At 51.6% G+C, this 13,341-nt stretch carries 16 protein-coding genes; 13 read left to right on the top strand and 3 right to left on the bottom strand.

Going from position 1 to position 13,341, the window contains the following annotated elements; translation table 11 throughout:
• Positions 1 to 13 precede the first annotated feature (13 nt).
• Positions 14 to 730 (top strand): response regulator transcription factor, encoded by a 717-nt coding sequence (locus KP806_RS05330; protein WP_224722542.1) that lies wholly within the window; start codon positions 14 to 16, stop codon positions 728 to 730.
• Positions 731 to 2,194 (top strand): ATP-binding protein, encoded by a 1,464-nt coding sequence (locus KP806_RS05325; RefSeq protein WP_224722541.1) that lies wholly within the window; start codon positions 731 to 733, stop codon positions 2,192 to 2,194.
• Between the two features lie 122 nt (positions 2,195 to 2,316).
• Here the strand turns inward: KP806_RS05325 and serA are convergent, their stop codons facing one another.
• Positions 2,317 to 3,909, bottom strand: coding sequence for a phosphoglycerate dehydrogenase (serA, locus tag KP806_RS05320; protein WP_224722540.1), 1,593 nt, complete (start codon positions 3,907 to 3,909; stop codon positions 2,317 to 2,319).
• A gap of 238 nt (positions 3,910 to 4,147) precedes the next feature.
• Here serA and KP806_RS05315 point away from each other — a divergent pair, with 238 nt between their 5' ends.
• On the top strand, positions 4,148 to 4,474 hold the full coding sequence (locus KP806_RS05315; protein ID WP_224722539.1) for a rhodanese-like domain-containing protein: 327 nt from the start codon (positions 4,148 to 4,150) through the stop codon (positions 4,472 to 4,474).
• A gap of 14 nt (positions 4,475 to 4,488) precedes the next feature.
• Here the strand turns inward: KP806_RS05315 and KP806_RS05310 are convergent, their stop codons facing one another.
• Positions 4,489 to 5,409, bottom strand: a complete 921-nt coding sequence (locus tag KP806_RS05310; protein ID WP_224722538.1) for a hypothetical protein — start codon at positions 5,407 to 5,409, stop codon at positions 4,489 to 4,491.
• 105 nt (positions 5,410 to 5,514) lie between these two features.
• Here KP806_RS05310 and KP806_RS05305 point away from each other — a divergent pair, with 105 nt between their 5' ends.
• Complete coding sequence (locus KP806_RS05305; RefSeq protein ID WP_224722537.1) at positions 5,515 to 6,108, top strand: CPBP family intramembrane glutamic endopeptidase; 594 nt, start codon at positions 5,515 to 5,517, stop codon at positions 6,106 to 6,108.
• Positions 6,105 to 6,338 carry a hypothetical protein gene (locus tag KP806_RS05300; RefSeq protein WP_224722536.1) on the top strand — a complete coding sequence of 78 codons (234 nt, stop codon included), beginning with the start codon at positions 6,105 to 6,107 and terminating at the stop codon, positions 6,336 to 6,338. The genes KP806_RS05305 and KP806_RS05300 overlap by 4 nt, the downstream gene beginning before the upstream one ends.
• Here KP806_RS05300 and KP806_RS05295 read toward each other — a convergent pair.
• Complete coding sequence (locus tag KP806_RS05295; RefSeq protein ID WP_224722535.1) at positions 6,328 to 7,203, bottom strand: polysaccharide deacetylase family protein; 876 nt, start codon at positions 7,201 to 7,203, stop codon at positions 6,328 to 6,330. The genes KP806_RS05300 and KP806_RS05295 overlap by 11 nt on opposite strands.
• A gap of 164 nt (positions 7,204 to 7,367) precedes the next feature.
• Here KP806_RS05295 and KP806_RS05290 point away from each other — a divergent pair, with 164 nt between their 5' ends.
• The 8 genes from KP806_RS05290 (at position 7,368) to KP806_RS05255 (ending at position 13,274) form a co-directional block, all read left to right on the top strand.
• Complete coding sequence (locus KP806_RS05290; RefSeq protein ID WP_224722534.1) at positions 7,368 to 7,691, top strand: hypothetical protein; 324 nt, start codon at positions 7,368 to 7,370, stop codon at positions 7,689 to 7,691.
• 203 nt (positions 7,692 to 7,894) lie between these two features.
• Positions 7,895 to 8,509 carry a genetic competence negative regulator gene (locus KP806_RS05285; protein WP_224722533.1) on the top strand — a complete coding sequence of 205 codons (615 nt, stop codon included), beginning with the start codon at positions 7,895 to 7,897 and terminating at the stop codon, positions 8,507 to 8,509.
• Between the two features lie 142 nt (positions 8,510 to 8,651).
• Positions 8,652 to 9,902: a Glu/Leu/Phe/Val family dehydrogenase gene (locus KP806_RS05280; RefSeq protein ID WP_224722532.1), complete on the top strand. Its 1,251-nt coding sequence runs from the start codon at positions 8,652 to 8,654 to the stop codon at positions 9,900 to 9,902.
• A gap of 13 nt (positions 9,903 to 9,915) precedes the next feature.
• Complete coding sequence (prsW, locus tag KP806_RS05275) at positions 9,916 to 10,611, top strand: glutamic-type intramembrane protease PrsW (RefSeq protein ID WP_224722531.1); 696 nt, start codon at positions 9,916 to 9,918, stop codon at positions 10,609 to 10,611.
• A gap of 72 nt (positions 10,612 to 10,683) precedes the next feature.
• Positions 10,684 to 10,845: a hypothetical protein gene (locus tag KP806_RS05270; RefSeq protein WP_224722530.1), complete on the top strand. Its 162-nt coding sequence runs from the start codon at positions 10,684 to 10,686 to the stop codon at positions 10,843 to 10,845.
• Between the two features lie 103 nt (positions 10,846 to 10,948).
• The gene (gene ypeB / locus KP806_RS05265; protein ID WP_224722529.1) at positions 10,949 to 12,310 is read left to right on the top strand and encodes a germination protein YpeB; all 1,362 of its coding nucleotides are present in this window, start codon (positions 10,949 to 10,951) and stop codon (positions 12,308 to 12,310) included.
• Between the two features lie 58 nt (positions 12,311 to 12,368).
• Positions 12,369 to 13,022, top strand: a complete 654-nt coding sequence (locus tag KP806_RS05260; RefSeq protein WP_224722528.1) for a flagellar brake protein — start codon at positions 12,369 to 12,371, stop codon at positions 13,020 to 13,022.
• Between the two features lie 54 nt (positions 13,023 to 13,076).
• A complete protein-coding gene (locus KP806_RS05255; protein WP_224722527.1) occupies positions 13,077 to 13,274 on the top strand; it encodes a hypothetical protein in 198 nt (65 codons plus the stop codon).
• The last annotated feature ends 67 nt before the right edge of the window (positions 13,275 to 13,341 follow it).

Below are 13,341 nucleotides of genomic sequence, written 5' to 3'. Positions count from 1 at the left end.
GGAGTCATGACAGATGTCTGATTTTGCAAGCCGTATATTGGTCGTTGACGATGAAGAAAGAATCCGCCGCCTTCTCAAAATGTATTTGGAGAAAGAAGGTTATACGATTGACGAGGCCGAGGACGGCGAGACGGCTTTAAAACTTGCGTCCGGCACGGATTACGCTTTGATCTTGCTTGACGTAATGCTTCCGGGCATCGACGGGGTGGAGGTATGCTCGCGTCTGAGGCAAATCAAAGCGACTCCCGTCATTATGCTTACCGCTAAAGGCGAGGAAATGAACCGAGTGCAGGGCTTTGAAGTAGGGGCGGACGATTACGTCGTGAAGCCGTTCAGTCCCCGCGAGGTCATTTACCGCGTCAAAGCAATTTTGCGCCGGTCCTCCGCGACCGCCTTTCTGACGAAGGAAGTCAATTCGAGCAACAATATCGTTTTTCCGCATCTTGTGATCGAGCATGACGCGCACCGTGTGACGGCCGGAGGCCAGGAGGTGAGCTTGACGCCGAAGGAATACGAGCTGCTTCATTATTTGGCGGTTTCTCCGGATAAAGTATTTTCCCGTGAAGAATTGCTGAAGGACGTCTGGAATTATGAGTTTTTCGGCGATTTGCGGACGGTGGATACACATGTAAAGCGGCTGCGCGAGAAGCTGAATAAGGTTTCACCCGACGCGGCAGCCATGATCACTACGGTTTGGGGCGTCGGCTACAAGCTTGAGGTGCCGAAGTAGATGGATTGGTTTCAACGTCTGTCGGGCAAGCTGTGGCGGAGTGTCGTCGTTAAGCTTTGGGCGACGATCATTTTGCTCGTTATCGTCGTGCTTATTATCGTTGGGGTATTTTTGCTGCAGTACGTCGATATTTTCGTAGACGAGGAATCCCACCAAGTTAAGGTGCTGTTTGTCCTTACTGGTGTAATTGGATTTCTGTTGTCCACCTTTTTCGCATTTTTTCTGTCCAAAAAAATTCAGCAGCCGCTGCTGCAGCTGAAAAATGCCGCCGACTCGGTTTCGCAAGGAAATTATACGACGCGGGTTCACATCCGCTCGTCGGATGAAATCGGCGAGCTGGCGAATACGTTTAACCATATGACGGAGCAGCTGGATAAGCTGATTCACGATATTAATCATGAGAAAAATCACCTGGCGAGCATCCTCAGAAGCATGGGCGATTCCGTTATGACCTTCGATGCGGAGGGGAAAGTCATTTTGACGAATCCAAGCGGCCATCTGCTTATCAGTCAATGGTCGGGCATCGAGCTTGGCTGGCAGGAGGATCAGCTGGAAGGCGGAAAAGCGCATTCCGATGTTCCGGTACCGCTGCGCGAGCTATATGATTGCGTCATGAGCGATGGAAAGGACGCGACGGACAAAATTCATGTCCTTAGCAGCGTATGGTCGGTCGTGATGGCGCCGCTGCAGTCGAAGGGAGTAGTCCGGGGAGCGGTCGCCGTCATCCGGAACGTAACCGAGGAGCATAAGCTCGAAAAGCTGCGCAGAGATTTTGTCGCGAACATATCCCATGAAATCCGCACCCCGCTGTCCATGCTTCAAGGCTACAGCGAAGCGCTTCTCGACGATATCGTCGTATCGGCCGAGGAGCGCAAGGAGCTCGTTCAGGTCATTCACGACGAGTCGCTCCGGATGGGAAGGCTTGTGAACGATTTTCTCGATATTGCGCGGATGGAAGCCGGCCATGTAGAAATGAATTTTCAGGAAGTGGATTTGAGTTATATCGTCCGGCGCGTGCACAGGAAATTTCTCGTCTATGCCAAAGAAAGAGACGTCAGGCTGCAAATGGAGCTTCCGGAACAACCGCTCGTCGTCAAGGAAGCGGACGAGGACCGTTTGGAGCAGGTGCTTACCAATTTGCTCGATAATGCTCTGAGGCACACACCTGCCGGCAAAGCGATCACCTTGGCTGGAACCGTTGCAGATATCAACGGCGGCCAGTTCGTCCAGCTGAGCGTTAAGGACGAAGGGCAAGGCATCCCTTCCGAGGATGTACCTTATATCTTCGAACGCTTCTACAAGGCGGATAAGGCCCGGAAACGCGGCTCCTCAGGCGGGACGGGACTTGGTCTGGCCATTGTCAAAAATTTGGTCGACCTTCATCACGGGCAGATCGTGGTGGAAAGCACGGAGGGAAGCGGAACGACGTTTACGCTGCTTCTGCCTGTCGAAGCCCATCAGTAGTTGTCAAAGCGTTCCTTGCGGGACGCTTTTTTTGTAGAAAGCGGAAGATAATTATTGTTGTTCGTGAAACAAATGAAAAAAGAACCGGTCGAGGCTTTCGCCAAGACCGGTTCTTCGTTATTTTAAAATAATGTAATTTCTTTTGCTGTATTAAGCTCAGGCATACGGGTAAGCTGCTCGAGTACATCTTTCGGAGTCGCTTTGTCGACCCGCAGAACCATGATCGCGGAGCCGCCTTCAAGCTGTCGGCCAACCTGCATCGTAGCGATGTTCACGTCGTTGTTACCGAGGAGCGTACCGACGCGGCCGATAATGCCCGGCTTGTCGTTGTGCGAGATCAGGATCAGATTGCCTTCCGGCGTCACGTCAACCGGGTACTTGTCGATTTGAACGATGCGAGGGCCGTAGCCTGTAAGCAGCGTGCCTGCTGCAACGCGCTCTTCCTTCTTCGTACGCAGCGATACGGTAACCAGGTTCGTGAAGTCCTTCGACGAATGAGATTGTTGAATAACGATGTTCACGTCGCGCACTTTGGCAAGGTGGAGCGAGTTTACGACGTTAACCTGCTCGATGCCAAGGTGATGGGCCAGCACGCCGCGCACGATGTGGCGGGTAAGCGGCTGCGTGTCCACCTCAGCAAGCTCTCCGGAGTAGCCGACAACGATTTCGGTAACGGCACCTTCGGTTGCTTGAGCGATGAAGTTACCCAGCTTCTCGCCGAGTGTGAAATACGGCTGCAAAATGTTTTGCAGGTTTGCCGGAATCGGCGGCATGTTAACCGCGTTGATGAACGGCTCGTTACGCAAAATGTGGATAACCTGCTCCGAAACGTCGATTGCCACATTCTCCTGCGCTTCAATCGTGGAGGCGCCAAGGTGAGGGGTCACGATAATTTTCGGATGGGTCAGGAACGGGTGATCCGCTGCCGGCGGCTCAACTTCGAACACGTCAAAAGCGGCGCCCGCTACGATGCCTTGATCGACAGCATCGACCAGGGCAATTTCATCGATGATGCCGCCGCGCGCACAGTTCACGATGCGCATACCTGGCTTCATCACTTCGAATTGGGCTTTGCCGATCATGTGCCGTGTTTCCGGCGTAAGCGGCGTGTGGACGGTCATAAAGTCGGCATTGCGGACGATTTCATCCACGCTTGCCAGCTTCACGCCAATCTTCTCGGCGCGTTCTTCCGTCATGAACGGGTCGTAACCCATAATGTTCATTCCGAATGCTTTCGCGCGCTTCGCTACCTCGCTGCCGATCCGGCCCATGCCAAGAACGCCGAGCGTCTTGCCGCGAAGCTCTACACCGAGGAAAGACTTGCGGTCCCAGGTTCCGTTAACGGTCTTCAGATAGGCTTGCGGAATGTGACGGGCAACGGCCATAATCATGGCAAATGTATGCTCGCAAGTTGTAATCGTGTTGCCGTCCGGCGCGTTGATGACGATAATGCCGCGTTGCGTTGCGGCATCAAGGTCGATGTTGTCAACGCCTACGCCGGCGCGGCCGACTACTTTCAGCTGTTTACCGGCTTCCATAATTTTTGGCGTTACACGCGTCTGGCTGCGTACGAGCAGAGCATCGTATTCGCCGATAATGGCTACGAGCTCGTCCTCGCTGAGTCCAGGTTTCTTGTCGACTGCGATATCCGGCGCATCAACAAGCTGCTGGATGCCTAGATCGCTGATTGGATCCGAAACTAACACTTTAAACATGTGAAGTATGCCTCCTAAATTCGGGCGAAGTTTTGGTCTCCGCTTAATATGTACAGAAAAACCCTCTATCCGGTACCGCCTGGCACATCGGGTCGAGAGTTTGATCTCATCTCATGGACTTTTTTATTTTATAGCAAGGGGACGGGCAAAAGCAATGCTGAAACTTGCTGAAATGTGAAAATTTCTTTATGATTTAAGCAGCATAGGCATCATCATGCGACATGGGAGGACAATATAAATGGTAAATTGGCAAAATACGACTCCTGAAGTGCTTCTGGACTTGATGGAGAAAGGACAACTTGAAGCGACTCAAATTATAGATGTGAGAGAGCCCTATGAATGGGATTTTTATCATCTGGAGCATTCAACCCTGATCCCGATGAATACGATCCCCCAGCGGCTCGCCGAGCTGGACGGCGATAAACCGCTTTATATTGTGTGTGCGCACGGCGTGCGAAGTGCGGCCGTATGCGAATATTTGGAGGAGCAAGGCTACAGCGGCCTATACAACGTTTCCGGAGGAATGGCGGCAATAGCCTCGGCGAAAGGCTTCCAATACGATTAACCGCAGGCTTCCGCTCAGCCGGCTTCGGGATAGAAGAAAGGAAGCTGTGGCAGCAAAGCATCTTTATACAGCTTAGCTTTATTTTGCGCAAAATCGCCCGGACGGACCGCTTCCGTATTTATAAGCAGATCCACGACGGCCGTTAACGTATGCAGCTTCATTTTGGATGCCTGTCCGGACCCTACGAAATCGTCGACCCGGCTGGTCAAATCGTGCGGATAATAGGACGAGAGCTTTCCTCTTGATACGAGCTGGTCGGCCATCAGCTTGTTTTTGACCGAAACCGGCAGCTTCTGCCACTGGGTCAGTTCCAAAATCGAAGGCGCTTTGTATTCGGACGGAACATCCGGATTGACGGAAGCGGCCCACTTGAGCATCGAGTAATAGTAAGCCTGCTGCGCGGATAAGGAAAACCGGGCCGCGGACTGGTAGGTTTTCTCCTTCTCGACCTCCCGGAGCAGCTCGGCGGCGCCGAGCGATTTGGCGCTTGTCGCGGCTTTCGTTGACGCTTCGCTGAACAGCTTCAAGCTTCTGATATAGCTGACCTGCGCATCGATGAGCAGCGGAGAAGCATTTACGTTTACAGATCCCGCTTCCTTGGCTTTCGCTGCTGCCAGGCTGGATAAATCCTTAAACATGGAGGTGGCATCCTCCGTTTTGCCCTGTGTCAATTTATCCAAGGCGGAGAACCATTCGATCTGAAATTCCCTGTAAGGCAAAAACACAGTATGGTAAAATGATACAAGGTCCTGCTGCTCGTAAGGCGCGTCGTCGGCGGCAGCGCCGCTGGCTTCCGCTTCTTCGGCAGCGTATTTTGCTTCGGTTTTTTCCGTGCCGAGCTTGATGCCGTAGAAGAAGGCGCCTACCGCGCAGATGAGCATAAATACGAATCCAACACTGAATAACATTGCGTTTGCCGTTAATCGTTTTTCCATTATGATCTCCTTCTAAGCTCAAAAATATGTAGTCGATTTGTTCTCAATAGTATAGGTGAATCGGCTGAAAAAGAAAATATGAACGTTCATGTCAGGCGGGATGCTATGAAAAAATTTGATATACGCAACATTCGCATACGAAAGGTGACGGTTGATGAACTGGATGACCGGATGCTTCTCATCAATTTGTATGCGACACAAGCACTCACCCTAATTATCGGTTTCATCTGGCTGTTATTTCAGCGTCAAAACGTATTCCGCTTGTTTTCACCGCCGCAGGAGCCGGGTTTTATTTGGTGGGGGATCGGTTTGGCGGGTGCCGTTATTGCGGTGGATTTGCTCATCGCCCGTTGGGTGCCGGAGGAGGCGGGCGACGACGGAGGTGTGAACGACCGTATTTTCCGCACCAGGCCGGTATGGCATATCGCGCTCATTTCCTTAGTCGTCGCAGTTTGCGAGGAGCTGCTGTTCCGGGGGGCTCTCCAGCATGCGATCGGTCCTTATTGGACAAGCATTGTGTTCGCCGCCATTCATGTCCGCTATTTGAAGCACTGGATTCCGACCGGTCTCGTATTCTCGATCAGCTATGGACTGGGATGGATCTATATTCAGTCCGGCACGATCCTGGCACCGGTTATTGCGCATTTTTTGATTGATTTTATTATGGGATTAATCATCAGATTCAGGAGGGAGTCATGAGCAGGAAAGAAAAGTTTGGGAGCCGGGGAACGGGCAGGCAACCGGAAAAAGCGGCAAAGCCGTCCAGCATCGGGGGTGAATCGACTGATGTTGGACCTCTGCCGCCCAGAAGCAAAAAATTTCCTTCGAGCAACCAAACGGTTACAAAATGGTATTATAACTTACTGTTTTTTTTATTCGTTTGTCTGGTAGGCGGCTTGTTCTGGTACGGCCTCAAGTTTAGCGAGTGACTTCGATCGAGGAGGGGTCGATAAAACCGTAGCCTTTACCTTCCAGACGCGTAAGCAGCTCATCCAGTGCTTCGTCGGTCCATGGCAGCTCATGCATGAGTATATTAGCGCCGGAATGGAGCTGCTCCATTACGTTGCCAATGACGGCATCCGGCCGATTCTTGGCGGACTTATCCCAATCCAGCGAACCGTTAGACCACGTCATGTAGAGCATGCCGTGGTTTTTTGCAATTTCTTTGACCGTATCGCCTCCGGAGCCGAAGGGCGGCCGGAAGAAACGCGGCGTTTCACCGGTTAACGACTCGATCTCCGTTTGCAGGCTGCCGATTTGTTTTTCGACCGTTGCTTTGTCTTCATTTTTCAAATTGATATGATCCCAGGAGTGATTGCCGATCGTCTGGCCGCGCTTATGTATAAGCTCAAGCAGCTGCGGCTTTTGCTTCACCCTGTACCCGTTAACGAAAAAGATCGCTTTCGCCCCGTGTTGATCCAAAGTATCAAGAATGCTCGTCAGTACGGTTTCGTCCTTCGGACCGTCGTCGAAGGTCAGCAGCACAGCCTTGTCCGGTATGTCCTCGCTTACCGGCTCAAACCGGAAAACGGCATTCATGCGATACTGGACGGCCGGCTTTGCAGGCTCCGCCGTAGCGATCTCTTCGGAAGGCGTCGGGGCTAAGGTCGGTTCAGGTGATTCGGCAGGCTTTGCCGAAGGCTGCGCTGCGGCTTGCGGGCTTTCCGCTGGCGCCGGAGTTTCGGCAGCTGAAGTTGCGGCCGGCGGGCCGCCGTTTTGGGCGGTTCCTCCGCAAGCGGTAACGGCTAGGGCGATCAACAGCAGGGAAAGGAGTGGGAGTGCTCGTTTGGCCATCTTTTATCCTCCGCGTAACGTATTGGATTTTTCCAAAGCGAACTCATTGTATCATATTTTCTAAAGCGGATGGTTAGAAGGATTTCCTTATTTTATAAAGAATGAGCGGCATCCGGCGAAGCATACTAAGCCTTGAATCGATAAGGAAAGAGGTGTTCATGGTCATGAAATTAAGTGGATTTTTGATGGGCGGTCTGCTTGGCATGGCGGCAACGGTATATCTTTCGCGTAAACGTCCCGGTGCCGTATCCTGGGCGGCAAATGCGGTTACGGATATGTGCTCGTCGGTTGCCCGCAAATCGATGAACAAAATCATAAGCAAGGATTTGAAGGAGGAGGCAGCCGCATTCGCCCCAAAGCCTTCAGACGATACCGCAGGAAAATCAGAAGCCGCTTGGGCACAAATTGAAACGATAGTGAACAGCGACCCGTCCGTAAAAAAAGAAGCGGAAAAAATTAAAGCGGAATCGTCATCCTTAGCGCATTAAAGGCTTGGTTGAACATCGGAATCGCAGGTTGCTTCCTTAGTCAAAAGGGGCAGCCGGACGATTCTTTTTTTTCGCTTAATTTAGTGCATTCGCGGAAAAGAAATGATAAAGTAGTTACATAGCACGATTTGATCAAATTTGATCACATCTTACTAAAAATTTCATACGCTGTTACAACAGATGCTGCAGAGGAGGATCCTGTCATGAAAATCGAACGGCTTAGTCAGGACAAGATACGGATTTTCTTGACGTTCGACGACCTGCTGGAACGGGGGATCCAGAAGGACGACATGTGGCGCGAAATTCCAAAAGTACACGAACTATTCAGCGAAATGATGGATCAAGCCTATAGTGAACTTGGATTCGATGCCAGCGGCCCGTTAGCGGTCGAAGTGTTTGCCCTCCCCGCGCAAGGTATGGTGGTGATTGTCACTCGTGGCAAAATGAACGGCCATGATGGCGAACGCGCAGCGGATGACGAAGACGCGGATGACGAAATATATGAAATGGAAGTAACGCTCGAGCAGAGCGACATCGTCATGTATTCGTTCCGTGAGTTTGAAGACGTCATTTCCGTGTGCAAGCAATTAAAGGCGTCGGAGCTTACAGAGGACGGCAGGCTGTTTTTCTACAATGGCAAATACATTTTGGCATTGGAGCCTGCGCTGATCGAATCGTCCAGGCATAATGCGGTCATTGCGCTGCTTGCGGAATACGGGGAAGCAACCTCGGTAACCTATGCCATGCTGGAAGAGTACGGAAAAGTGATTATGCCCGAGGCGGCGGTCCGGGAAATATGTAATCATTTTAAATATTAAGCAGACGACCTTAAGTGAGCATCAGCGGGCGAAGTATGTCCGCCTGGTGCTTTTCTTCTTTTATCTTGCCACCCGATACCCGGCTTCGAATACGGCGGCCAAAAGGCGTTCATATTAGATGTAGACAAAGGCGGTGGATAATGTGAGCAACGCAGAAGCGAATGACGTGCTGCTTTCAACGCAAATCGTAATCGAGCAAGCGCTTCAGAGACTCGGCTACAACAAGGATATGATCGAGCTTCTGAAGGAGCCGATGAGAGTATTGACCGTTCGTATCCCGGTAAGGATGGACGACGGAACGACGAAGGTGTTTACCGGCTATCGATCCCAGCACAACGATGCCGTCGGGCCGACGAAGGGCGGGGTGCGCTTTCATCCGATGGTTACAGAAAACGAAGTAAAAGCATTATCGATCTGGATGAGCTTGAAATGCGGAATTGCCGATCTGCCGTACGGCGGCGGCAAAGGCGGCGTCATCTGCGACCCCCGGACGATGTCGTTCCGCGAGCTGGAAAGACTGAGCCGCGGCTATGTGCGCGCAGTCAGCCAGATCGTCGGTCCGAACAAGGACATTCCGGCACCGGACGTAATGACGAATTCGCAGATTATGGCTTGGATGATGGACGAGTACAGCCGGATCCGCGAGTTCGACTCGCCGGGCTTTATTACGGGCAAGCCGCTTGTGCTGGGGGGCTCGAAGGGACGGGAAACGGCGACCGCACGCGGAGTCGTCATTATGACTCATGAAGCGCTGCGGCTGAAGGGAATCGATATCAAAAACGCCCGGATCGTTATTCAAGGGTTCGGCAATGCAGGGAGCTACCTTGCCAAATTCATGCATGAGGCCGGGGCGCGCGTAATTGGTATTTCGGATGTTCACGGAGCATTGTATAATAAAGAGGGATTGGATATCGAGTATTTGCTCGACCGCCGCGATTCTTTCGGCAACGTTACCAATCTATTCCCGCAGACCATTTCGAATTCCGAGCTGCTTGAGCTGGAATGCGACGTTTTAGTGCCGGCTGCCATCGAGAACCAGATTACGGAGCTTAACGCTCCGAAAATCCGCGCAGCAATCGTCGTAGAGGCCGCCAACGGCCCGACAACGCTGGAAGCTACCAAAATATTGACGGACAGAGGTATCCTTCTGATTCCGGACGTGCTTGCGAGCGCCGGCGGAGTCATCGTGTCTTACTTCGAATGGGTGCAAAACAATCAAGGCTATTACTGGGATGAGCACGAAATCGACGTAAAACTGAAATTAATGATGGTTCGCGGCTTTGAGCACGTGTACGAAATACACCGCACCCGAAAGGTCGATATGCGGCTTGCCGCCTATATGGCCGGTGTACGCAAATTGGCCGAGGCGGTCCGTTTCCGCGGCTGGGTGTAGAAAGCAGGTAAACATGCTGTTGTTTTCCGTCTTGACCGCAGCGGTCGCGCCCGGCGTTTCGCTGCTAACTTATTTGTATTTGAGGGACCGCTACGATGCGGAGCCTATTCATATGGTGGCCAGGATGTTCGTCCTCGGCATTCTGGTCGTCGTGCCGATTATGGTTATCCAGCGAGGTCTGGAATTGTGGCTCGGCAGCCATAATCTTTTGTTCGCATATGTCGAATCGGCGGGAGTCGAGGAATTGGTCAAATGGTTCGTTTTGTACCATGTCATTTACAACCATACCGAATTCGACGAGCCGTACGACGGAATCGTCTATGCATCCGCCATATCGCTCGGTTTTGCGACGCTAGAGAACGTTCTGTATGCGATCTATTCGCCGGCCACCTTTGGAACGCTCCTCGTCCGTGCGCTGCTGCCGGTTTCCGGTCATGCCTTGTTCGGCATCATGATGGGGTATTACCTCGGTAAAGCGAAATTCGCGGAAAAGCAGCAGAACTATTATTTTCTAGCGGTATCCTTTGTGCTGCCGGTGCTGCTTCACGGTACGTATGACTGGATTATGATTACGGTGCGGACGAACTGGATGTGGTTTATCATTCCATTCATGGCCGCCTTGTGGATTCTGGGGCTGCGCAAAATGAATCACGCGACCTCCAGGTCGCCTTTCCGCTTTCTGGTCAGGGAGGATGAGGTTAAATTGTAACGGCGCCGTCCATAATGACAATATATAGAAATGCCGCGCTACGGCATTCGAATATTTTGCCGGGAGGATAAGATGGAGGCGCCTAGAATTAAAGTAACGATCCGCTGCAACGTATGCGGCGAGAAATTCGTCCTGCGGGGACGAAGGGACAAAGGAACGATCGACACCGGGTTCAAGCAGTGCATCTGCAATAATGCGAACGACCTCGACATTGAAGAGCACAGCGTTTTCTGATCCCTTGCCAGCTGCAATTCCAATTGAATAGCCGGATGCATAAAGCTCCCTTGCGCAAACCAAACTAAACCCATGTTTTGCACAAGAAAGGAGCTTTTGTATTATGTACCGTCGACTCAGCTCGATTCTCTTTCCCGTCATGTCCCTCTTGTTTCTAGGCGCGATTTACTGGGGCTATCAAGAGCATCAGGAGAAAAACTCGATTTTGATAAAAGCCGAAAACCAGTACCAGCGCGCCTTCCACGATTTGACGTACCACGTTGAGCAGCTGCATCAGCAGCTTGGCAACACGCTGGCAGTCAACTCCACCTCGGAGAGCTATCACCGCAAAGGGCTGGTCAACGTCTGGAGGCTGACGAGCGAGGCTCAAAATGAGATCAACCAGCTTCCGCTAACGCTCCTTCCATTTAACGAAGCAGAGGACTTCCTGTCCCGCATTGCGAATTTTGCCTATAAAACGGCGGTTCGCGATTTGTCGAAGCAGCCGCTTTCTCCTGCCGAGTTCGAGACGATGAAGACGCTCTACGCCAAATCAGAAGAAATCTCCAAAGACTTGTCGTCCATGCAGCAAAAGGTGCTGTCAAAAAATTTGCGGTGGATGGACGTCGAGATCGCACTCGCTTCCGAACATACGAATATGGACAATACGATTATCGACGGCTTCAAAACCGTTGACAAGAAAGTAACCGAATATCCTGAAATCAATTGGGGCCCTTCGGTCAGCACGATGTACGAAAAACGGACGATCAATATGCTGAGCGGCAATCTGGTAACGGCGGAAGATGTGAGAAAGGAAGCCGCAAAGTTTACGAAGGCCCCGCCGGAGAGCATCAAAGTCGTCGAAAATGGTAAAGGAACGGAATACGCTTCGTTCTCGGCTACCGTAACAGGAGGCAGCAACAACCAGAAGAAGCTTCAAATGGATTTTACCCAAAAAGGCGGCAAGCTGATCTGGTTCATGAATCCGCGTCCGATCGGCGCGAAGACAATCGATATCGACAAGGCGAGATCCGCGGCCGACTCGTTTTTGGCGTCGCATGATTTTCCGGGCATGAAGGCGATCAGCTACGACATGTTCAACGATACCGGCACCTTCACTTATGTGGGCGTGCAAAGCGGTGTCCTGATTTACCCGGATCAGCTGACGGTTAAGGTAGCTCTCGATAACGGAGAGGTCGTCGGACTGCAGGCGAATGATTTCGTGTACGAGCATCATGAGCGGAAGCTGCCAAGCCCGATTTTGTCCAAGGATGAGGCCAGGAAAGCGTTGAATCCCGCTATGAATGTCCGCGAGGAGCAGCTGGCTCTCATTGACAGTGACCTGGGCGAGGAAGTATTGTGTTACGAGTTCACGGGTCAAATCAACGGTTCCATTTACAAGATTTATATCAATTCGGAGAACGGTCTCGAGGAGTCGATTGAAGAAATGTCTCCATACGATTCCGAGGCCTCAGCAGACAAATAACGATATGGCTCCCCTCAAATCGACATGTTATAATGCATGTAAATGGGAGGGGAGCCGTTTGTTGCCTAAATTGAATCAAATGCTGTTTTACCAGATCGCTTCTTCTGATGAGGAGGAGGCGGCTGTCGTATACAAATCGCGCATCGCGGACGAGCATACGGACGGGTTTCTGATAGAGGTTCCGATCAGCGATAAATCGGGGCGCTACAAACGACTGTTTCTGGGAGACGAGCTGTCCGCATACTTCGTGTCCGAGGACGGTATCAAAAGCTATTTCGACTCGCATGTCGTAGGGTTTAAGGAGGACGGGATCCGGTTAGCCAAAATCCGCAAGCCCGATCCTGAACGGATTACAAAAGTGCAGCGCCGCAGCTTTTTGAGGGTTTCTGCCGAGCTTGAAATCGCCGTCAAGCAGTCCGATCACGTCCGGTTTGTCTGTTTTACGGACGATGTCGGAGGGGGCGGAATTTCGTTTGTTTGTGACGGAAAATGGCCGCTGTCAGCCGGTCAGACGCTGGAGTGCTGGCTGCTCGTTCCTTACCGGAACGGTTCGATTGAACATGCTTTTTTTAAAGCTGAAATCGTAAGGATGAACGAGCTGGAATCCGGCAAGAAGCAGGCTATGGTCAAGTATGTAAGCATCACTGATTCGGAAAGGCAGAAGATCATCCGATTCTGCTTCGAGAAGCAGCTCGAATACCGCAACAAGTGAATAAAGAGCAGCTGCAAATGGAAAACTATCCCTAAAAAGAAGGGGCAGATTCCGTTGAAGCGTCATCCATCTATTAATAAGAGTAACCGGAAGCAGCTCATCCGCTTGACCGATGAAGTCAGCTCCGTATTGAAAAAAGTGATCATCTTTCTGCTGATTCTGCTTGCTTGCTCACAGGCGGCATTGCAAAACGACTGGGTCAGACAGCTGCTTACGAGCGTGGATAAATGGGAGGGCGAGCCCTTAAGCTAATGCTTATGTTTTTGCATCTGCGAGTATAGTGTGGTATAATTTTCACGTTCGCAGGCAAAGCCTGCTT

Source organism: Paenibacillus vietnamensis, assembly GCF_020169515.1.
Lineage (GTDB): Bacteria > Bacillota > Bacilli > Paenibacillales > Paenibacillaceae > Pristimantibacillus > Pristimantibacillus vietnamensis.
Note: the sequence above shows the minus strand (reverse complement) of the source record. Positions and strands in the feature narration are given on the sequence as shown.

Excerpts from the sequence above, each read along its gene's own strand:
- KP806_RS05270 (WP_224722530.1), top strand. The coding sequence starts at position 10,684 with ATGGAGGCGCCTAGAATTAAAGTAACGATCCGCTGCAACGTATGCGGC.
- KP806_RS05330 (WP_224722542.1), top strand. The coding sequence starts at position 14 with ATGTCTGATTTTGCAAGCCGTATATTGGTCGTTGACGATGAAGAAAGA.
- KP806_RS05290 (WP_224722534.1), top strand. The coding sequence starts at position 7,368 with ATGAAATTAAGTGGATTTTTGATGGGCGGTCTGCTTGGCATGGCGGCA.
- serA (WP_224722540.1), bottom strand. The coding sequence starts at position 3,909 with ATGTTTAAAGTGTTAGTTTCGGATCCAATCAGCGATCTAGGCATCCAG.
- ypeB (WP_224722529.1), top strand. The coding sequence starts at position 10,949 with ATGTACCGTCGACTCAGCTCGATTCTCTTTCCCGTCATGTCCCTCTTG.
- prsW (WP_224722531.1), top strand. The coding sequence starts at position 9,916 with ATGCTGTTGTTTTCCGTCTTGACCGCAGCGGTCGCGCCCGGCGTTTCG.
- KP806_RS05300 (WP_224722536.1), top strand. The coding sequence starts at position 6,105 with ATGAGCAGGAAAGAAAAGTTTGGGAGCCGGGGAACGGGCAGGCAACCG.
- KP806_RS05305 (WP_224722537.1), top strand. The coding sequence starts at position 5,515 with ATGAAAAAATTTGATATACGCAACATTCGCATACGAAAGGTGACGGTT.
- KP806_RS05325 (WP_224722541.1), top strand. The coding sequence starts at position 731 with ATGGATTGGTTTCAACGTCTGTCGGGCAAGCTGTGGCGGAGTGTCGTC.
- KP806_RS05285 (WP_224722533.1), top strand. The coding sequence starts at position 7,895 with ATGAAAATCGAACGGCTTAGTCAGGACAAGATACGGATTTTCTTGACG.
- KP806_RS05315 (WP_224722539.1), top strand. The coding sequence starts at position 4,148 with ATGGTAAATTGGCAAAATACGACTCCTGAAGTGCTTCTGGACTTGATG.
- KP806_RS05295 (WP_224722535.1), bottom strand. The coding sequence starts at position 7,203 with ATGGCCAAACGAGCACTCCCACTCCTTTCCCTGCTGTTGATCGCCCTA.
- KP806_RS05310 (WP_224722538.1), bottom strand. The coding sequence starts at position 5,409 with ATGGAAAAACGATTAACGGCAAACGCAATGTTATTCAGTGTTGGATTC.